This window comes from Agromyces capsici, from assembly GCF_058349965.1.
The window spans coordinates 463,764-482,315 of the sequence record NZ_JBYRET010000002.1; the positions used below are offsets into that span (position 1 = coordinate 463,764).

Genomic DNA, 18,552 nt, shown 5'->3' on the forward strand with positions numbered 1-18,552 from the left:
GCGATGGATGAGGACGAGTTCGAAGACTACGACCGTGAAGTGGAGCTCGCGCTCTACCGCGAATACCGCGACATCGTGGCGCAATTCAAGTACGTGGTCGAGACCGAGCGGCGGTTCTACCTCGCGAACGAGGTCGAACTGGTGCGCCGCGACACCGAGCACGACTTCTACTTCGAGCTCACGATGAAGGACGTCTGGGTGTGGGACGTCTACCGTGCCGACCGCTTCGTCAAGGCGGTTCGCGTGCTGACGTTCAAGGACGTCAACGTCGAGGAGCTGGCGACGCGCGAGTTCGAGCTGCCCAAGGACCTGGCGCTCGAGGAGTAGCGGCGTCGTCGGCGGCCATGGCGGCTGCCGCGTCGGCGGCGTCGGCGGGCGTGATCCAGGCTGTCCCGGATGGCGCGGGGGCGCAATCGGGCGCACACTTGGGGGAGAGGCCCCGGACCCGGGGCCGGGGGAACGTGCCTGATGAGCGTCACGGAGTACGACGACCTCCAGTTGCGCATCGACCGAGATGCGGACGGGTCCTACCGCGTGCTGGCGATGGCGCCAGACGGTCGCACCGCGCGGGGATCCTTCCGGCCGCCCGTGACCGACCTCGAGCTCGACGACTTCGTGCAGCGCGTCGGCCTGGCGCGACGGCGCAGCGGCTCGGCCGACACCCGTATGGAGGCGATCCGGGAGCTCGGAACCGAGCTGTTCGACGCGCTCATCCGGGACGACGTCGGAACCGTCTTCCACTCCGCCCGCAGCGCGGCGGCAGAGCGCGACCGGGGTCTCAGGATCACGCTCCGGCTCTCGGGGTCGCCCGAACTCATGCGGCTGCCGTGGGAGTTCCTCTACAAACGCCCCCGGTTCATCGCGCAATCGACCCAGACGCCGATCGTCCGCGCGCTCGACGTCGACACCGCGATGCACCCGCAGCCGCTGAGGCTGCCGCTGCGGATCCTCGCGATGGTGAGCAGCCCCTCCGGCTACCCCGAGCTCGACGCCGGGGTCGAACGGCGCAACCTCGAGCGCGCGCTCGCCGTGCCGCGTGCCGCCGGGCTCGTCGAGGTGACCTGGCTCGAGCGTGCGACCCTCGGGGAACTCGGTCGACGGATCGCCGAACCCGACGAGGTCCACGTGCTGCACTACATCGGCCACGGGGCCTACGACGAGGCGACCGAATCGGGAATCCTCGTGCTGGAGACCCCGCAGGGGCGCGCGCACGACGTCACCGGCGAGGAGATCGGCGCGATGCTGCAGGACGAGACGAGCCTGCGCCTCGTCGTGCTGAACGCCTGCGAGGGCGCCCGGAGCTCGCACGTCGACCCGTTCTCGGGCGTCGCGGCGAGCCTCGTGAACTTCGACATCCCCGCGGTCATCGGCATGCAGTTCGAGATCACGGACGACGCGGCGATCGCCTTCAGCGAGAGCCTCTACACGGGTCTCGCGCGCGGCCTGCCGGTCGACGCGGCGCTCGCACCCGCCCGCAGGGCCATCATCGGCGCGATGCTCGCGACCGAGTTCGGGACGCCCGTGCTGTTCCTCCGCGACGGCGAGGCGCGGCTCTTCGAGGTCGCGGAGGGCCAGGCGGACGGAGCGGTCGCTCCGCCCGCGGGGCCGCCCGTCGCGCCGGTCGTCGAGGACCTGGGCGATCTCGTGGCTGAGCCCGGTAGGACGGCCGGGCCGGTCCCGACGCCCGAGGACGCGGTCGCGGCACCGGGCGCGACACGAGTGGCCGAACCCGTCGTCGGCGCGGGATCGGACGGCCCCGTCGCCGAGCAGGAACGCATGGCCGGCGTGGCGGCCGCACCTCCGCCGGAGGGTGAGCAGCGACCGCCCGTCGGCGGTGCCGCTGCCGCGGCCGAGCGGAGTCGTTCCCCCGTCGCGGTCCCCATCGCGCTCGCGTGGATCGCCGCGGCGACGCTCGCGTGCACGGCACTGCTGGTGGTCCCGGTGTGGATCGCGTGGACCGTGGAGGGCGCGATCGCGCTGTACCTCACCCAGACCGTGGGCGCGGCAGCGCTCGCCGCACACCACGCGACCCGGCCGAATCGCGACTGGGTGGCCGCAGCGCTGTACGCGGCGGTTGCCGGGGCGAGCGCGTTCTCGTTGTCGAACGCCGACGGCGACTGGGCCCTCGTCATGTGGGGCGACGTCATCGCCGGCGCCGCGCTCATCGCGGTCGGGGTACGCCTCTGGGCGCTGGGAACGAGGCGCGATGCGCCGTTCGCACGGAGCGCGCGCATCCCGGCGCCCTTCGCCGTCTTCGCCGGGGCGATGTACGTCCTCGCGGCGATCGTCTGGTTCAACAGTGCGTGGGACTGGGAGCCGTTCGCCTCCCAGACGTGGGCGTTCGCGCTCCTCGGGCTGGCCGCCGGCTACGTGGTCTCGGCGCTGCTCCTGGCCCGCGAGGCGGCCTCACCTCAGGTCGGCCGCCCGCGAGCCCGGCCCGCGACCGGTTCGGACCGGCGCCTCGCCGCAGCCGTCGCGCTCGCCGTGTTCGGCGCCGTGCTGCTCGCCTACGGCGCCTGGATGGTCGTCGCGTCCGCACTCCGGCCCGCGGACGTGGCCCAGCTGACGCCCGCCGCGATCCTGGCCCAGACCGTCGCCCTCCTTACCCTGGCGGCGCACCACCTCAGCCGCGTGGAACGCGAGGGGTGGCCGGCCGCGGCCGGATACGGGATCGCGGCCGTCGCGGCCGTGTACGTGCTGTCGTACTTCCCGACCGACGCCGCCCTGGGCGGTCGCGGCGTGCCCGTCATCGGCCTCGCCCTGGTCGCGGTGGGTGGATGGCTCGCCGTCGCCGGCCGACGGGGTCGCTCGCCGTTCGCGCCGAGCCTTCGAACACCCGCTCCGTTCGTGATCGCGGTCGGTGCGACCTACCTGATCGCCTCCGTCGTCTGGCTGAACAGCCTCTCCGCCTGGGTGCCGCTGGTGGACTGGTTGCTTCCGCTCGCCCTTCTTGCGATGGCAGCCGGATACGTGATGTCCGGCGTGCTCCTGGCCCGGGCGGCCAGGTCGGGCACGCGAGAGTAGGTCGCTGGGGCCGAGCCGTCCTCCACAGGCTCCGATGCGCCGCGCCCGTCCCCGTGTGTGCCGTGTTCCGCCGGCGACGTGGTGGTCGGCCACGACGCTGGGCGCATGGCCCACAACACCGAACTCGGTCGGCGCGGCGAGCAGCTCGCGGCCGATCATCTCGAGTCGCGCGGCATGCGCGTGATCGATCGCAACTGGCGCTGCCGTCATGGTGAGCTCGACCTCGTCGCGCGCGACGGCGACGAGACGGTCTTCGTCGAGGTGAAGACCCGCGCCGGCGACGGCTTCGGGCATCCATTCGAGGCGATCACGGCGCGCAAGCTCGCCCGGCTGCGGCGACTCGCGCTCGAATGGTGCGGCGCACGCGACATGCCGGCCGGCCGCATCCGGATCGACGCGATCGCCGTCCTGGCCCCGGCGTCGGCGCCCGCGATCGTCGAGCACCTCGAGGGGATCGCCTGATGCCCGTCGCACGCACCCGCTCGATCGCCCTCGTCGGGCTCGCCGGGTCGGTCGTCGAGGTCGAGGCCGACCTGTCGAGCCAGTTGCCCGCGTTCGTGATCATCGGGCTGCCGGATGCCGCGCTGGGCGAGTCCCGCGAGCGGGTCCGGTCCGCCGCGACCAACGCCGGCTGCCCGCTGCCCTCTCGCCGGCTGACCGTCAACCTGTCGCCCGCCGCGCTGCCCAAGCAGGGATCCGGGTTCGACCTGGCGATCGCGATGGCGTGCCTCGCGGCGGCCGGAACGGTCGATCCAGTCTCGGTGGGGCGGTTCGTGCACCTCGGCGAGCTCGGGCTCGACGGGCGGCTCCGCCCGACGCACGGCGTCCTGCCCGCGGTGCTCGCGGCCGCGCGTGCCGGGCTCGAGCGCGTCATGGTGCCGACCGCCAACGCCGCCGAGGCGAGGCTCGTCCCGGGGATCGAGGTCGTCGGCGTCGCGACCCTGCTCGAGGCGGCCGTGCGGCACGGCGGGCGCTTCGAGGTCGCGGTGCCCGACTCCGAGCCCGAGCCCGGCGTCGACGAGGCCGACGTCGCGCACGATCCCGGACGTGCGCCGGCGGGGGACCTGGCCGACGTCGTCGGCAATCCGCAGGCGATCGAGGCGCTGCTCGCCGCTGCCGCCGGAGGGCACCACCTCCTCCTCGCCGGGCCGCCCGGCGCCGGCAAGACGATGCTCGCCTCGCGCCTGCCCGGCATCCTGCCCGACCTCACGCCCGAGGCGGCGCTCGAGGTCGCGTCACTGCGTTCGCTCGCCGGCCGGCCGGTGGGCGAGACGCTCTCCGTGCGACCGCCCTTCGAAGCGCCGCACCACACCGCGTCGGCGGCGGCCATGGTCGGCGGCGGGAGCCGCGTCATCCGGCCGGGCGCCGCTGCGCGCGCGTCGCACGGCGTGCTGTTCCTCGACGAGGCGCCGGAGTTTCCGTCGGCCGTGCTCGACGCGCTGCGCCAGCCGCTCGAATCCGGTGAGATCAGCATCCATCGGGCGAACGCCGTCGCGACCTATCCCGCACGCTTCCAGCTCGTGCTCGCCGCGAACCCGTGCCCGTGCGGCGGCGGCGACTCGCCGAACGACGGGTGCACGTGCCCGCCGATCGCCAAGCGGCGGTACTTCGCACGGATCTCCGGGCCGCTGCTGGACCGGGTCGACCTGCAGCTCTGGGTCAACCGCATCACGCCCGCGACCCTCCGCATGCCGCCCGAGGACGGGCGGATGACCTCGGCGGCGGCCCGGGCGGTCGTGAATCGGGCGCGGCGCACCGCCGCGGAGCGACTCGCGGGCACGCCGTGGCGCACGAACTCCGAGGTGCCCGGCCCGTGGCTCCGGGGCGAGGGCGGCCTGCATCCCGGTGGCCGGGCCACGCGAGCCCTCGACGCCGCGCTCGAGCGCGGATCCGTGACGATGCGCGGGTACGACCGCGTGCTCAAGACGGCATGGACCATCGCCGACCTCGAGGGCGCCGACCGTCCGCGCGCCGAGCACGTCGGCCGCGCGCTCGGCATGCGGCGGGGAGTCTCGGCATGAACCGGCTCGACGATGCCGTGACCGACCTGGCCGGCGAACTCGCCGCGATCCGCGGGCCGCACGACACGACGCCCGCCCGGCTCGTCGTGGCCTGCGCCATCCTGGGGTTCGTCTCCGAGCCCGGCGACGGGGTGCTCGGACGCCTCGCCGCGGTGATCGGCCCCGAGCGGACGGCCACCGCGCTCATCGAGCACCGACCCGCCGAGGAGTGGATCGCCGCGGCAGGCGACGCGGGGGCGGCCGTCAGCCCCCGCGAGCTCGCCGCGGGCCTGGACCGCTGGCGTGCCCGGGTGGATTCCGCGGCGTTCGCGCGAACCGTCGGCCAGGCCGCCCGGGTCGGCGCCCGACTCCTGCTTCCCTCCGACCCGGGCTGGCCGGAGGGCCTCCACGGGCTCGACGCGCACGCACCGTTCACGCTCTGGGTGCGCGGTCGCCTCGACGCGCTCGCCGAGTCGCCGTCGATCGCACTCGTCGGCGCCCGCGCGGCGACCCACTACGGGGAGCACGTCACGATCGAGGCGGCGGCCGGGCTCGTCGACCGCGGGTACGCGATCGTGTCCGGCGGCGCGTACGGCATCGACGGCACCGCGCACCGATCGGCGCTCGCCAACGGCGGCACGACGGTGGCGTTCCTGGCGGGCGGCGTCGACCGGTTCTACCCGGCCGGTCACGAGGCGCTCCTCGGCCGCGTCTCCGAGACCGGTGCCGTGGTGTCCGAGCTCGCCTGCGGCGCGGCGCCCACGCGTTGGAGGTTCCTCCAGCGAAACCGGCTCATCGCGGCGTCGGCCGACGCCACGGTGGTGCTCGAGGCCGGGATGCGGTCAGGGTCGCTCAACACCGCCGGCCACGCCGCGGCCCTCGGCCGACCCCTCGGCGCCGTGCCCGGACCCGTGACGAGTCCCGCGTCGGCGGGTTGCCACCGCCTGCTGCGGGAGTTCGATGCGGTCTGCGTCACGGATGCCGCGCAGATGGCCGAGCTCGTGCCTGCGATGTCAGCGGCGACCGACGAGACGGGCGCGGGCGAGGGGCCGCACCGCCTCGCCTCGCGAGTGACCGACGAGCTCACCGACGACGAACGTCGCGTGCTCGAGGCGCTCGGCGTGCGCCGCGCGCGGTCGATCGCCGAGCTCGCGGAACGCGCGAAGCTCGGGGTCGGCGCCGTCATGGGAGCGCTCGGTGCGCTCGAGGCGACGGGGCTGGCACGTGCCGAGCGCGACGGCTGGGTTCGCCGCAGATCGGCGTGACACGGGCGCGCACGGCGGGCGTGGTCCTAGGCTGGCCGCGGAGGCAGACATGGACCACCCTCGGCTCGGACGGTACCCGGCGGCACGGCACGTGATCGCCCACCTCAGCGACACGCACTTCCTCGCGGGCGGTGCGCCGCTCGGCGGGCTCGCCGACACCGTCGCCCACCTCGAACGCGCCGTGGCGCAGCTCCGGCGGCTCGCTGGTTCGCTCACGGCGATCGTCGTCACCGGCGATGTCGCCGACCTCGGCGAACCCGACGCATACCACCGCATCCGCGGCATCCTCGAACCGCTCGCCGCGGAGACCGGGGCGCGCCTCGTCTGGGCGATGGGCAATCACGACGAGCGGGTGCCGTTCACCGAGATCCTGCTCGGCGAGCACACCGGCGACGCACCGGTGAACCGGGTGGTCGACCTCGCGGGTCTTCGCCTCATCACGCTCGACACGAGCGTGCCCGGCTACCACCACGGCATCCTCGAACCCGAGACGCTCTTCTGGCTCGACGACGTGCTCGCCGAGCCCGCGCCGTACGGCACCGTGCTCGCCATGCACCACGCACCGATCGCCACGCCGCTGGCGCTCATGGACATCCTCGAGCTCCGCGGGCAGGACGAGTTCGCCGACGTCGTCCGCGGGCGCGACATCCGCGCCATCCTCGGCGGCCACCTGCACTACCCGACGCAGGGCAGCTTCGCCGGCGTCCCCGTCTTCGTCGCCGGGGCGCTCGCCTACACGATGGACCTCTCCGCGCCGACGCGCGAGCTCGTAGGCATCGACGGCGGGCATTCCGTCTCGCTCGTCCACCTGTTCGACGAGGATGTCGTGTCGTCCGTCGTCCCGGTCGGCGAGTTCCCCGAGATCACGAGCTTCGGCGAGCAGTTCCTCCGCGAGATCGAGGAGCTCGACGAGGCGGGGCGGATCGAGAGGTTCTCCCGGAAACGCCAGGTCCCGACGGATGGCTGATGCGGTCGCGTCGGGCCGGCGGCGCGCGCCGCGCACCGCGGGCCGCGGCACGCCGCTCGACGCGCTGATCGACCGGTACCTCGAGCACGTCGCACTCGAACGGGGCTACTCGGCCCACACCGTCGCAGCGTACGCGTCCGACCTCGCCGACCTCGCCGCGTTCGCCGAGAACCGCGGGGTCCGCGACGCGTCGGGACTCGGCCTCGACCTGCTGCGCGACTGGCTCTGGGTCGCGACCGAACGCGATCTCGCCCGCGCGACCATCGCACGACGCGCGGCGTCCGCCCGCGGCTTCGGCGCCTGGCTCGAGCGCACGGGCGTGGTCCCCGCCGACCCGGCGGTCCGGCTCCGCGCGCCGCGCGCCACGCGCACGCTGCCGCGTGTCGTCGCCGCGCCCGCCGTCACGGTGCTGCTCGACGGCCTGCAGGCGGACGCCGCCGGCGGAGACCCCGTCGCGGTCCGCGACCTCGCGATCATCGAGCTGCTGTACGCCTGCGGGCTTCGCGTGTCCGAGCTCGTGGGGCTCGACGTCGACGACATCGACCGCGGCAACCGGACGGTCCGGGTGACCGGGAAGGGGTCGAAGGAGCGCGTCGTGCCCTACGGCGCACCGGCGGCCGCCGCCCTCGACCGCTACCTCGACCACGCCCGCACGGCGATCCTCGCCGCCGCGGATCCCGAACGCCGGCCGCCCTCGCCGACGCGCGACGCCGACCATGCAGCGTTCCTCGGCGTGCGGGGGGCTCGGCTCGGCGTGCGGAGCGTGCACCGCCTCGTCGCCGGGCTGCTCCGCGACCTGCCCGGATCCGGCCCGGGGGGTCCGCACGCGTTCCGGCACAGCGCCGCGACGCACCTGCTCGACGGCGGCGCCGACCTCCGGGCGGTGCAGGAGTTCCTCGGCCACGCGAGCCTCGGCACCACGCAGATCTACACCCACGTCTCCGCGGAGCGGCTCACGCAGACCTACCGGGCTGCGCACCCCCGCGCCTGAGTCGCCGCGGTTCAGCGCCCCCACGGCAGGAGCACCGCACGCGGCACGCCGCCGAGGAACAGGAGGGGCGAGACGTACTCGCCGTGCACCCGCACGCCGAAGTGCACGCAGGCGCGGTCGCAGTGACCGCCCTCGGAGACGTGACCGACCGACTGGCCCGCGGCGACCGGCTGGCCCGAGGCCACCGTCGCTGCGACCGGCTCGATCGAGCTCACCACGCCGGCGCCGTGGTCGATCGAGAGCACGGCGCGCCCCGCGACCGGGCCGGCGAACGACACGACGCCATCGGCCGGGGCACGCGCCTCGTCGCCAGGCGCGGCGGCGAGGTCGATGCCGCGATGGCCGGCCGCGTACGGCGTCGGCGGCGCCCGGAACGGCTCGATGAGGCGGACGGGCGGGACGATCGGCCACGTCCACGTGGTTGCGGTCTCGGCCGCGACAGGCGCCGTCGGGGGCGACGCGGCGGCGTCCCCGGCCGCGGCGGCGGCCGGCGGGAGGATCGGGAGCAGCGCGAGCGCGACACCGACGGGCAGCGTCGTCCTGGCCACGCGACGTCGAGCGGAGAGGGCCATGCGTCGAGCGTGCCGGCCGCGGCATCCGTCGCCCCGGATCGGCCGCGTTGCGGGGAAGTGACGGCGTCCGCACGCCCTGTGGAGGACCGGTCCGCTCGTCGCGCCCGTGATAGCATGTCCGGAGCGCCCCGCCTGTCGGGGCGACTACGCGTGCCCATTCGGCCACCGACTCCACTCAGTCCCGCTCGTGCTCCCGAAGCGCGAGCCGGCGGAGCCGTGCCGGGCACCAGGGCTTCCGGCCGCCGGCCGGAGCGACAACTGAGAACAGAAGGAGTACGGCCATGGCCGTCGTCACCATCCGCCAGCTGCTCGACAGCGGCGTGCACTTCGGGCACCAGACCCGCCGTTGGAACCCGAAGATGAAGCGCTTCATCTTCACCGAGCGTTCCGGCATCTACATCATCGACCTGCAGCAGTCGCTCGCCTACATCGACAAGGCGTACGACTTCGTCAAGGAGACGGTCGCGCACGGCGGCACCATCCTCTTCGTCGGCACCAAGAAGCAGGCGCAGGAGTCGATCGCCGAGCAGGCGACCCGCGTCGGCCAGCCCTACGTCAACCAGCGCTGGCTCGGTGGCCTCCTCACCAACTTCACCACGGTCTCCAAGCGCCTCGCGCGCATGAAGGAGCTCGAGGAGCTCGACTTCGAGGGCACCACGAGCGGCTTCACCAAGAAGGAGCTCCTCCTCAAGAAGCGCGAGCTCGACAAGCTCCACAAGTCGCTCGGCGGCATCCGCAACCTCGCGAAGACGCCGTCGGCGCTCTGGGTGGTCGACACCAAGAAGGAGCACCTCGCGATCGACGAGGCCAAGAAGCTCGGCATCCCCGTGATCGGCATCCTCGACACGAACTGCGACCCCGACGAGGTCCAGTACCCGATCCCGGGCAACGACGACGCGATCCGCTCGGTGAGCCTGCTCACGCGCATCATCGCCGACGCCGCCGCCGAGGGTCTCATCCAGCGCCACCAGAAGCCCGAGGAGGGCGAGGAGGCCGAGCCGCTCGCCGAGTGGGAGCAGGAGCTCCTGCAGGCCGGCGCCGCCGAGACCCCCGAGCAGTCGTCGGCCGAGACCGAGAAGGTCGCCGGCACCGAGGCCGAGGCGAAGGCCGAGGCCGCTGAGGTCGTCGACGAGGCGGCCGCCGAGGTCGCCGCGACTGAGTCCGAGGCCGACGCCGCGGGCGCTGAGGCCGCCAAGGCCGAGTAAGCCCACCCCTCCACCACCCAGACCACGAGTCCAGGAGACTGCCACAACATGGCCAACTTCACCCTCGAAGACGTCAAGACCCTGCGCGAGCGCCTCGGCACCGGCATGGTCGACACCAAGAACGCGCTCGTCGAGGCCGACGGCGACCTTGAGAAGGCGGTCGAGATCCTCCGCCTGAAGGGCGCGAAGGGCAACGCGAAGCGTGCCGACCGCTCGACCGCCGAGGGCCTCGTCGCCGCCGTCGACAACGGCGACGGCACCGCCACCCTCATCGAGCTGGCCTGCGAGACCGACTTCGTCGCCAAGGGCGACAAGTTCGTCGGCCTCGCCGACCGAGTGCTCGCCGCCGTCGCCGCGGCGCGCGCCGAGACCGTCGAGGCCGCCCTGGCCGCGCCGGCCGAGGGCAAGACCGTCGCCGACGTCATCAGCGAGGAGGCCGCGATCCTCGGCGAGAAGGTCGAGCTCCGTCGCCTCCGCCTCGTCAAGGGCGAGAACTTCTCGATCTACCTGCACAAGACGTCGAAGGACCTGCCCCCGCAGGTCGGCGTGGTGCTCGGCTACGCCGGTGCCGACGCCGAGACGGCGCGCTCGATCGCGCAGCACATCTCGTTCGCCGCGCCCGAGTACCTCACCCGTGAGGACGTCCCGGCCGAGGCCGTCGAGAAGGAGCGCACGATCGTCGAGCAGATCACGCGCGAGGAGGGCAAGCCCGAGGCCGCCCTCCCGAAGATCGTCGAGGGTCGCCTCGGCGCGTTCTTCAAGCAGGTCGCGCTGCTCGAGCAGGACTACGCCAAGGACAACAAGCTGACCGTCGGCAAGGTCGTCTCCGACGCGGGCCTGACCGTCACCGACTTCGCCCGCTTCAAGGTCGGCGCGTAAGTTGCACCAGGGGAGTCCGGATCGCCTCGGCGATCCGGACTCCTTTGCTGTGTCCGGATGTCGCCGACCACGGTCGGCATCCGGATGCGACGGGTTCGACGGCGGGCCCGATGCGGCCCCGCCGGAGCCGTCGCTGCGGCGGCGCCCGGTGAACCACTAGTTTTGACTCCCAGAGGAGAGGATCGGATCGCGGATGACGCAACACAGGCGCAGGGTCATGCTCAAGCTGTCGGGCGAGGCGTTCGGCGGCGGCGCGCTCGGGGTGAACCCCGACGTCGTCAGCTCGCTGGCACGTGAGATCGCGGATGCCGCGCGCACCGTCGAGGTCGCGATCGTCGTCGGCGGTGGCAACTTCTTCCGCGGCGCCGAGCTGAGCCAGCGCGGCATGGATCGTGGTCGCGCCGACTACATGGGCATGCTCGGCACAGTGATGAACTCGCTCGCCCTCCAGGACTTCCTCGAGCAGGCGGGCGCCGAAACGCGCGTCCAGTCCGCGATCTCGATGACCCAGGTCGCCGAGCCCTACATCCCGCGGCGCGCCGAGCGTCACCTCGAGAAGGGCCGCGTCGTGATCTTCGGCGCGGGCGCCGGCCTGCCGTACTTCTCGACCGACACGGTCGCCGCGCAGCGCGCCCTCGAGATCGACGCCGACGTGGTGCTCGTCGCCAAGAACGGCGTCGACGGCGTCTACACCGACGACCCTCGCACGAACCCCGACGCGCGCAAGATCGACCGCATCAGCTACCAGGAGGCGCTGCAGCGCGGGCTGAAGGTCGTCGACTCGACCGCGTTCAGCCTCTGCATGGACAACGGCATGCCGATGGTGGTGTTCGGCATGGAGCCCGCCGGCAACGTCACGAAGGCGATCCTCGGCGAGGAGCTCGGCACCGTGGTGAGCAACGGCGAGCCGGCCGTCGCTCGATAGACTGGCCCGAGCCCGAGAGAAGGAGTCGCCGTGATCGCGGATGTACTGTCCGAAGCAAGTGCACGCATGCAGAAGGCCGTCGAGGTCGCGAAGGACGACTTCGCCTCGGTCCGGACCGGGCGCGCGAACCCGCAGCTCTTCCAGAAGATCATGGTGAGCTACTACGGCACGCCGACGCCGCTGTCGCAGCTCGCCTCGCTGAACAACCCCGAGGCGCGCACGCTCGTCGTCACCCCGTACGACAAGAGCGCGCTCAAGGACATCGAGCAGGCGATCCGCGACACGCCGAACCTCGGGGCGAACCCGACCAACGACGGCAACATCGTGCGCGTGACGCTCCCCGAGCTCACCGAGGAGCGCCGCAAGGAGTACGTCAAGATCGTCCGCTCGAAGGCGGAGGATGCGCGGGTGGCGGTGCGCAACATCCGGCGCAAGACGAAGGACGACCTCGAAGGCCTCAAGGGCGAGGTCAGCGACGACGAGGTGGCGCGCGGCGAGAAGGAACTCGAGCACATCACCAAGTCGCACGTCGACCAGATCGACGATGCGCTCAAGCGCAAGGAAGCCGAACTCCTCGAGGTCTAGGGGCCGATCATGACAGGCGCCCCCGAGGGGGAGGGTCCGGACGCCGGCGACGAACGGCATCCGGGGCGAGGGGAGTTCCGCGCGCAGATGCACCAGGCGCGGGTCGACCTCGAACGGCAGCTCGAGACGTCGCGCGCGCAGTTCGACCAGGCGCAGGAGCGCATCAATGCGCGCACGGGCCGCAACCTGCTCGTGGCGATCGTCATCGGCCTGGTGTTCGGCGGCGCGCTGCTGCTCAGCCTCCTGGTGGTCAAGGAACTGTTCATGGTGTTCGCGGTCGTCGTCGCCGGCTTCGCGAGCTCCGAGCTCGCCGCGGCGCTGCGGCACGGCGGATACCTGGTCCCGCGCATCCCGACCGTGGCGGCCGCGGTCATCGCAGTGCCTGTCTCGTACTACGGGGGCGGCGCGGGTCAACTCGTCGCGATCCTCGGCGGCATGGCGCTCGTCGTGGTGTGGCGGCTCATCGAGCAGGCCGTGCCGAGCGTCCGCGCGGGGTCGCAGGGGCTCGCCCGCGACCTCGGTGCCGGACTCCTGGTGCAGGGGTACGTGACGTTCCTCGCGGCCTTCACGGTGGTCCTCACGGCGGCCGACGGCGGCCAGTGGTGGACGCTCGCCTTCATCATCACCGTCGTGGCGACCGACACCGGCGCGTACGCGTTCGGCCTCGCGTTCGGCAGGCACCCGATGGCGCCCGTGATCAGCCCGAAGAAGACCTGGGAGGGCTTCGCGGGCGCGGCGCTCGCGAGCCTGGGGGCGGGCGTCATCCTCGCCCTGTTCATGCTCGGGCAGCCCTGGTGGTTCGGCCTGGTCTTCGGCGCGGCGATCCTGCTGACGGCGACGCTGGGCGACCTCGCCGAGTCGCTCATCAAGCGCGACCTCGGAATCAAGGACATGAGCTCGTGGCTGCCCGGCCACGGCGGGTTCCTCGACCGGCTGGATTCGATCCTGCCGTCGGCCGCGGTGGCGTACGCGGCCTTCCGGCTGTTCGGGTGATCGTGCGCGATACTGGTGCGGTGGATGCCACGTTCCCCCGCGCCCGCAAGAACCAGCTGGGCTACAAGACGGTCGAGGTCGAGGAGTTCCTCCAGCGCGCGCGGCGCGCCTACGACGGCCGGCCGCAGCCCGACGATCCTGAGCTCGACGCGGAGCGGATCCGCCTGACCGCGTTCTCGATGCAGAAGGGCGGCTACTCGACCGCGCACGTCGACGCGGCCATGGAGCGCCTGGAAGACGCCTTCGCCTACCGCGAGCGGCAGATCGCCGCGCGGCTGCACGGCGACCAGGCGTGGCTTGCCGAGGCGCGCACGACCGCGCAGGTCGTCGCCAACCGTCTCGCGCGACCCGAGGGCGAGCGTTTCGACCGCGTGAGCGTGCTGGCGCTCGGCTACGACGTCCGCGAGGTGGACCGGTTCGCCGATCGCCTCACGCGCTACTTCCGCGACGGCTGGCCCATCGCCATCGATGACGTCCGCGGGGTCGTGTTCTCGGCGCAGCGGGGCGGCTATCGGGAGTCGCAGGTCGACCTCGTGCTCGACGCGGTCGTCGACGTCATGCTCGCGGTCCGTTGACGGGCTCGGAGTTCGATTCGGGGGACTCGCTCCGATACACTCGACGAATCGTGGGCAGGCATACGGGCGAATACGGCGACGCGCTGGTCGAGGTCGCCCGCGAGCCCCGGAACGGCGGTCTCGCCGGCCGCGTGAAGCAGGGCGCGACCGTCGTCGTCGCGTTCGCCGCGTCGGTCAGCTTCCTCCTCGTCAACATCGTCGACCCGTACTCCGGCGCCACGGCGTCCTCGACGTACGTCCCGGTCGACCGCTTCGGCGGACAGGCGGCGCAGGAGTACGCCGTCGACGGCGAGGTGGCCGCGGCATCCGTGGCGTCCGAGGGCTACCTCGTCGAGAAGAAGCCCGAGCCCGACCCCGAGCCCGCCGAGGCAGCCGGTTGGGCTCCGCCCGCCGTGGTGCCCGACCCGGGTTCCGCCCAGGCGTACGCGGCCGGCGCGGTCGCGGCCCGCGGCTGGCCGAGCACCGAGTTCGACTGCCTGGTCGCGCTCTGGAGCAAGGAATCCGGATGGCGCGTGAACGCCTACAACGCCTCGAGCGGGGCGTACGGCATCCCGCAGGCCCTGCCGGGATCGAAGATGGCCACGGCCGGCGCCGACTGGGCGACCAACGCCGCCACGCAGATCGAATGGGGCCTCGGCTACATCACGGGCCGGTACGACACGCCGTGCGGCGCCTGGGCGCACTCGCAGAGCGTCGGCTGGTACTGAGGCCGCCGAGGCCCGCCCCTAGACTGGGGGGCATGGCTCGCTCGCACCGCTCCCGTGGTCGCGCGGCGAAGGCGCGCGAGCCCCACCCCGAGCTCGACGTCGACCGGCTGACGGCCGGGTGGCGGCGCACCGAGGTGCGGGGCGGCCGCGAGTGGAACGTGCAGCCCGTCGGCGAGGCGCAGGCCGCCAAGGCGTACCTCTGCCCCGGCTGCGGACTCGAGATCGAGCCCGGAATCGCCCATCTCGTCGCGTGGCGCGCCGACGGCGTGCTCGGCGACGCGGCCGACCTCGCCTCGAGGCGGCACTGGCACACGCACTGCTGGAGGATCGGACCCACGTGACCGACGAGACGATGACCGAGATCCGGGCGGGGGTCGAGCTCCCGGCCCGCCGCGAGCAGATCGAGCTCCGCACGAGCGACGGCCTGCGCCTGGTCGGCGAGCTCGCGCTGCCGATCGATCGCGCACCCGTGGCGACGCTGGTGACGCTGCATCCGCTGCCGACGGCCGGCGGGTTCATGGACTCGCACATCATCCGGAAGGCGGCCGCGCGCCTGCCCGCCCTCGCCGGGCTGGCCGTCCTGCGGTTCAACACGCGTGGCACGAGCTCGCCGCGCGGCACGAGCGACGGGGCGTTCGGCGAGGGCGTGGCCGAGCGGGCGGATGTCGCGGCGGCGATGCGCTTCGTCGAGGAGCGGGGCCTGCCGGCCCCATGGCTGGTCGGCTGGTCGTTCGGCACCGAGCTCGCGCTCAAGTACGGCCTCGAGCACGGCATCGCGGGCGCCATCCTCCTCTCGCCCCCGCTCCACCGCACGACCGACGAGGAGCTCGCGCGCTGGAGTTCGGCGCCCGTGCCGCTCGTCGCGCTCATCCCCGAGCACGACGACTACCTGCGTCCCGCCGAGGCGGCCGAGCGGTTCGCCGACCTGCCGCACCTCACGCGCATCGACGTCGCGGGGGGCAAGCACCTGTGGGTGGGGGAGTCGCAGACGCGCCGCGTGCTCGACGAGATCGTCCGCGCGGTGAACCCGTCGGCGCTGCCATTGCCGACCGAGTGGCCCGCGGCATCCGTCACGCAGCCGTCGGCCTGACTGCCGGGCAGCGCGCGTCAGCGTTCGTTCTGGCGCGGGATCACGACCTGCTTGATGATCAGCAGCACCGCCGCGGCGATCGGGATGGCGACGAGGGCGCCGAGGATGCCGAGCAGTGCGCCGCCCGCGAGGGCCGCGACCACCACGAGCGCGCCCGGGACCTTGACCGCTCGGCTCATGATGCGCGGCGACAGCACGTACGCCTCGACCTGCATGTAGATCAGGTAGTAGATCGCTGCGACGAGCGCCGTCAGCGGTGACCCGAGCCCCGGGATGAGGCAGATGAGCACGATGATGATCGAGCCCGTCAGCGTACCCACGAGCGGCACGAGCGAGAACAGGAACGCGATGAAGGCGAGCACCGCGGGGAACGGCGCCTGGATGATCGACAGGAACGTGAAGCTGAGGAAGCCGTTCACTGCGGCGAGCGAGACCTGGCCGATCACGTAGCGGCCCACGGACTGCGTGATCTGCTCGGTGAGATCGGCGAACCGGGCACGTCGCGAGGCCGGGACGAGCTGGTACGTCGCCCGCTTCATCGCGTCGAGCGACGCCGTGAAGTACACCGTGAGGACGGCGACGACGATCACGGCGAAGACCCCGCCGCCGATGGCGAGCGCCACCGCCCAGACGCCGCCGAGCAGTTCGCTCAGCTTGTCGGGGTTGGTGAAGAACTCCGTGAGCGCCGCGCCCGCCTGCTCGCTGATCTCGTCGATCTTGAGCAGCGGGAACTGCTGCTGCAGCCATTCGATCAGGTCGACGCGATTCAGCTGCGCGACGATCCCGGGAATCTGGACGATCAGCTCGGCGACCTGGTCGACGATGATCGGGATGACCGCGAGCAGCAGTGCCGCGACGACGGCCGCCACGCCGAGGACGACGGCGACGATCGCGCCCCAACGCGGAAGCCCCCGGCGCTCGAGCCCGCTCACGGCGGGCTCGAGGCCGAGGGCCAGGAACAGCGCTGCTCCGATGTAGGTGAGGATCGTGGACAGGTTCGAGACGGCCGACAGGATCAGCAGTCCCACGCCCACGCCGAGCGTGCCGACGAGGGCGATGCGGAACGCGTTCTGGATCCTCACCGGCGCGACCGGGCCGTTCCCGTCCGCTACTTCCGGTTCGCGACCTGCTCGGCCTGCGTGAGCACGCCGCGCAGGCTCTCGAAGTAGCCGGCGACGGCGTCGCGCTCGATCTTGATCTGGGCGAGACGGTCCTCGGCGTCGGCCACGAGCGACCGCGTGCGCTCCTCGGCGTCGGCGATGAGCTTGCGCGCCTGCGCGTGGGCCGCGGCGACGCGCTCGCGCGCCTCCTCGTCGGCCTTCTCGCGGGACGCGGCGGCCTCGGAGCGGACCTCGGTCTCGAGCCGCTCGGCTTCGGCGCGGCTCTGGTTCATGCGGGCGACCGCCTCCTCGAGCTCGGCGTTGGCGTCGTCGAGGAACTTCCGGGTCTGCTCGGCGGCCTCCTGCTGGGCGGTGAGGAGCTCCTGCTCGGCCTCGTCGCGCTTCGTGGCCAGCTCGGCGTCGAGGTCCATGCGGGCCCGCTCGATCTCGCGGCGCATGCGGTTGACCTCGTGGGTGGTCTTCTTCTTCATCGACGTGAGCTGGTTGTCGAGGTCGATGCGGGCCTGCTCGGCCTCCGCCTCGAAGTCGGCGCGGGCCTGCTCCTGCTCGAGCGCCAGGTCGGCGCGCATCTGGTCGAGTTCGGCGGCGTGCTTGGCGCGGATGCGCTCGAGCTCATGCTGCAGCTTCAGGCCCGCGGTCTCGGACTCGCGCGCGAGATCGACCGACGTCTGCTCGCGCTGCTGCTCGAGCTTCGCGCGCTCGACCTCGAGCTCGCGCTCGAGGTCGGTACGGGTCTGCTCGAGCTCGTGCTCGAAGGCGGCGCGACGTTCCGCGATCTCGGCGGCGATGGCCGCGCGCGATTCGGCGGTCTCACGCTCGAGGTCGAGGCGGGCCTGCTCGGTCTCGCGCGCGAGGTCGATGCGGGCCTGCTCGGTCTCCTTGGCGAGCTCGGCGCGCTTCTGGTCGAGCTCGACCGCGACTTCGGCGCGCGTCTGCTCGGTCTCCTCCTGGAGGCCTGCGGCGGCGGCGCGCGCCTCGTTCGCCTCGGTGTTGGCGGCGACGAGCATCTCGGCGGCCTTGCGCTCGGCCTCGGCGACGAGTGCGGATGCCTCGCGCTTGGCGGTCGATCGCACCTCGGCGGCCTCGGTCGAGGCGGCCCCGCGGATGGATCCCGCGTCGCGGTCGGCGTCGGCGCGGAACTGCTCGCTCGCCTCCTGCGCACGGGCGACCATGTCGTCGGCCTCGGCCCGGGCATTCTCGAGGAGGCGGTTGGCCTGGGCGCGCGCCTCGGAGAGCGTGCGCTCGGCGAGCTCGTGCGCGTCGGAGCGCATGAGGTGCGCCTCGTCCTCTGCGGCGCGGCGCAGCTTCTCGGCGTCGATGTCGGCCTGCGCGATGAGGCGCGTCGACTGCTCCTCGGCCACGCGCAGGGTGTTCTCGAGCTTGGTGCCGAGTCCGGAGAACGTGGGGCTGCCGACTTCTTCGAGCTCGGCCGTCAGCTCTTCAATGCGGGCGAGGAGTCGCTTGTTCTCCTTCTGGATGTCGCCGGACGCGTTGTTCGCGGCGATGATCTCGCGGCGGAGCGCGTTGATGCTCCGGTCGACCTCGTCCTTGTCGTATCCGCGGAAAACCTGCGTGAACTCGGTCTCTTCGACGGCCAATTCTTCCTCCGGGGTCGGTGTCCCGCGATGTGGGGGGTTGTGGGGTGCGCGGGTC

The 18,552-nt window shown here is 72.7% G+C and carries 19 protein-coding genes; 16 read left to right on the forward strand and 3 right to left on the reverse strand.

Features of this window, described 5'->3' with window-relative positions; all coding sequences use genetic code 11:
- Positions 1-3 precede the first annotated feature (3 nt).
- The 7 genes from AC3RKB_RS15930 to AC3RKB_RS15960 all read left to right on the forward strand — a co-directional run bounded on the left by AC3RKB_RS15930 (position 4) and on the right by AC3RKB_RS15960 (position 8,247).
- A complete protein-coding gene (locus tag AC3RKB_RS15930; protein WP_465541046.1) occupies positions 4-327 on the forward strand; it encodes a DUF2469 family protein in 324 nt (107 codons plus the stop codon).
- A gap of 141 nt (positions 328-468) precedes the next feature.
- Positions 469-3,024 (forward strand): CHAT domain-containing protein, encoded by a 2,556-nt coding sequence (locus AC3RKB_RS15935; RefSeq protein ID WP_491437228.1) that lies wholly within the window; start codon positions 469-471, stop codon positions 3,022-3,024.
- Between the two features lie 105 nt (positions 3,025-3,129).
- Positions 3,130-3,486: a YraN family protein gene (locus tag AC3RKB_RS15940; RefSeq protein WP_491437229.1), complete on the forward strand. Its 357-nt coding sequence runs from the start codon at positions 3,130-3,132 to the stop codon at positions 3,484-3,486.
- Positions 3,486-5,045, forward strand: coding sequence for a YifB family Mg chelatase-like AAA ATPase (locus AC3RKB_RS15945; protein ID WP_491437230.1), 1,560 nt, complete (start codon positions 3,486-3,488; stop codon positions 5,043-5,045). The genes AC3RKB_RS15940 and AC3RKB_RS15945 overlap by 1 nt, the downstream gene beginning before the upstream one ends.
- A complete protein-coding gene (gene dprA, locus AC3RKB_RS15950) occupies positions 5,042-6,289 on the forward strand; it encodes a DNA-processing protein DprA (RefSeq protein ID WP_491437231.1) in 1,248 nt (415 codons plus the stop codon). Before AC3RKB_RS15945 ends, dprA begins: the two co-directional genes overlap by 4 nt.
- A gap of 49 nt (positions 6,290-6,338) precedes the next feature.
- Positions 6,339-7,256 carry a metallophosphoesterase gene (locus AC3RKB_RS15955; protein ID WP_491437232.1) on the forward strand — a complete coding sequence of 306 codons (918 nt, stop codon included), beginning with the start codon at positions 6,339-6,341 and terminating at the stop codon, positions 7,254-7,256.
- On the forward strand, positions 7,249-8,247 hold the full coding sequence (locus AC3RKB_RS15960; protein WP_491437233.1) for a tyrosine recombinase XerC: 999 nt from the start codon (positions 7,249-7,251) through the stop codon (positions 8,245-8,247). The genes AC3RKB_RS15955 and AC3RKB_RS15960 overlap by 8 nt, the downstream gene beginning before the upstream one ends.
- 11 nt (positions 8,248-8,258) lie before the next feature.
- Here AC3RKB_RS15960 and AC3RKB_RS15965 read toward each other — a convergent pair whose 3' ends face one another.
- On the reverse strand, positions 8,259-8,819 hold the full coding sequence (locus tag AC3RKB_RS15965) for a murein hydrolase activator EnvC family protein (RefSeq protein WP_491437234.1): 561 nt from the start codon (positions 8,817-8,819) through the stop codon (positions 8,259-8,261).
- Between the two features lie 281 nt (positions 8,820-9,100).
- On the opposite strand from AC3RKB_RS15965, the gene rpsB reads away from it, so the two are divergent.
- The 9 genes from rpsB (at position 9,101) to AC3RKB_RS16010 (ending at position 15,778) form a co-directional block, all read left to right on the forward strand.
- A complete protein-coding gene (gene rpsB / locus AC3RKB_RS15970; protein ID WP_491437235.1) occupies positions 9,101-10,024 on the forward strand; it encodes a 30S ribosomal protein S2 in 924 nt (307 codons plus the stop codon).
- 48 nt (positions 10,025-10,072) lie between these two features.
- Positions 10,073-10,903, forward strand: a complete 831-nt coding sequence (gene tsf, locus AC3RKB_RS15975; RefSeq protein ID WP_491437236.1) for a translation elongation factor Ts — start codon at positions 10,073-10,075, stop codon at positions 10,901-10,903.
- Positions 10,904-11,096: 193 nt separating this feature from the next.
- Positions 11,097-11,828, forward strand: coding sequence for a UMP kinase (gene pyrH, locus AC3RKB_RS15980; RefSeq protein ID WP_491437237.1), 732 nt, complete (start codon positions 11,097-11,099; stop codon positions 11,826-11,828).
- A 30-nt stretch (positions 11,829-11,858) separates the two neighbouring features.
- Positions 11,859-12,413: a ribosome recycling factor gene (frr, locus tag AC3RKB_RS15985; protein ID WP_491437238.1), complete on the forward strand. Its 555-nt coding sequence runs from the start codon at positions 11,859-11,861 to the stop codon at positions 12,411-12,413.
- A 9-nt stretch (positions 12,414-12,422) separates the two neighbouring features.
- Positions 12,423-13,406 (forward strand): phosphatidate cytidylyltransferase, encoded by a 984-nt coding sequence (locus AC3RKB_RS15990; RefSeq protein WP_491437239.1) that lies wholly within the window; start codon positions 12,423-12,425, stop codon positions 13,404-13,406.
- A 20-nt stretch (positions 13,407-13,426) separates the two neighbouring features.
- Positions 13,427-13,981, forward strand: a complete 555-nt coding sequence (locus AC3RKB_RS15995) for a DivIVA domain-containing protein (protein WP_491437240.1) — start codon at positions 13,427-13,429, stop codon at positions 13,979-13,981.
- A gap of 50 nt (positions 13,982-14,031) precedes the next feature.
- Positions 14,032-14,688 carry an aggregation-promoting factor C-terminal-like domain-containing protein gene (locus AC3RKB_RS16000; RefSeq protein ID WP_491437241.1) on the forward strand — a complete coding sequence of 219 codons (657 nt, stop codon included), beginning with the start codon at positions 14,032-14,034 and terminating at the stop codon, positions 14,686-14,688.
- A gap of 32 nt (positions 14,689-14,720) precedes the next feature.
- Complete coding sequence (locus AC3RKB_RS16005; protein WP_491437242.1) at positions 14,721-15,029, forward strand: Rv1322 family protein; 309 nt, start codon at positions 14,721-14,723, stop codon at positions 15,027-15,029.
- Positions 15,030-15,040: 11 nt separating this feature from the next.
- Positions 15,041-15,778, forward strand: coding sequence for an alpha/beta hydrolase (locus tag AC3RKB_RS16010; protein WP_491437866.1), 738 nt, complete (start codon positions 15,041-15,043; stop codon positions 15,776-15,778).
- Between the two features lie 17 nt (positions 15,779-15,795).
- Here AC3RKB_RS16010 and AC3RKB_RS16015 read toward each other — a convergent pair whose 3' ends face one another.
- Together AC3RKB_RS16015 and AC3RKB_RS16020 are read right to left on the reverse strand one after the other, a co-directional pair.
- Entirely contained in the window at positions 15,796-16,860 is a 1,065-nt protein-coding gene (locus AC3RKB_RS16015) for an AI-2E family transporter (protein ID WP_491437243.1), read from the reverse strand.
- Positions 16,861-16,886: 26 nt separating this feature from the next.
- Positions 16,887-18,497: a DivIVA domain-containing protein gene (locus AC3RKB_RS16020; protein WP_491437244.1), complete on the reverse strand. Its 1,611-nt coding sequence runs from the start codon at positions 18,495-18,497 to the stop codon at positions 16,887-16,889.
- Positions 18,498-18,552 lie beyond the last annotated feature (55 nt).

What these genes read in the sequence shown, in the direction of transcription:
- AC3RKB_RS15930 (WP_465541046.1), top strand. Translation starts at nt 4, where the DNA reads ATGGATGAGGACGAGTTCGAAGACTACGACCGTGAAGTGGAGCTCGCG.
- AC3RKB_RS15935 (WP_491437228.1), top strand. Translation starts at nt 469, where the DNA reads ATGAGCGTCACGGAGTACGACGACCTCCAGTTGCGCATCGACCGAGAT.
- AC3RKB_RS15940 (WP_491437229.1), top strand. Translation starts at nt 3,130, where the DNA reads ATGGCCCACAACACCGAACTCGGTCGGCGCGGCGAGCAGCTCGCGGCC.
- AC3RKB_RS15945 (WP_491437230.1), top strand. Translation starts at nt 3,486, where the DNA reads ATGCCCGTCGCACGCACCCGCTCGATCGCCCTCGTCGGGCTCGCCGGG.
- dprA (WP_491437231.1), top strand. Translation starts at nt 5,042, where the DNA reads ATGAACCGGCTCGACGATGCCGTGACCGACCTGGCCGGCGAACTCGCC.
- AC3RKB_RS15955 (WP_491437232.1), top strand. Translation starts at nt 6,339, where the DNA reads ATGGACCACCCTCGGCTCGGACGGTACCCGGCGGCACGGCACGTGATC.
- AC3RKB_RS15960 (WP_491437233.1), top strand. Translation starts at nt 7,249, where the DNA reads ATGGCTGATGCGGTCGCGTCGGGCCGGCGGCGCGCGCCGCGCACCGCG.
- AC3RKB_RS15965 (WP_491437234.1), bottom strand. Translation starts at nt 8,819, where the DNA reads ATGGCCCTCTCCGCTCGACGTCGCGTGGCCAGGACGACGCTGCCCGTC.
- rpsB (WP_491437235.1), top strand. Translation starts at nt 9,101, where the DNA reads ATGGCCGTCGTCACCATCCGCCAGCTGCTCGACAGCGGCGTGCACTTC.
- tsf (WP_491437236.1), top strand. Translation starts at nt 10,073, where the DNA reads ATGGCCAACTTCACCCTCGAAGACGTCAAGACCCTGCGCGAGCGCCTC.
- pyrH (WP_491437237.1), top strand. Translation starts at nt 11,097, where the DNA reads ATGACGCAACACAGGCGCAGGGTCATGCTCAAGCTGTCGGGCGAGGCG.
- AC3RKB_RS15990 (WP_491437239.1), top strand. Translation starts at nt 12,423, where the DNA reads ATGACAGGCGCCCCCGAGGGGGAGGGTCCGGACGCCGGCGACGAACGG.
- AC3RKB_RS16005 (WP_491437242.1), top strand. Translation starts at nt 14,721, where the DNA reads ATGGCTCGCTCGCACCGCTCCCGTGGTCGCGCGGCGAAGGCGCGCGAG.
- AC3RKB_RS16010 (WP_491437866.1), top strand. Translation starts at nt 15,041, where the DNA reads ATGACCGAGATCCGGGCGGGGGTCGAGCTCCCGGCCCGCCGCGAGCAG.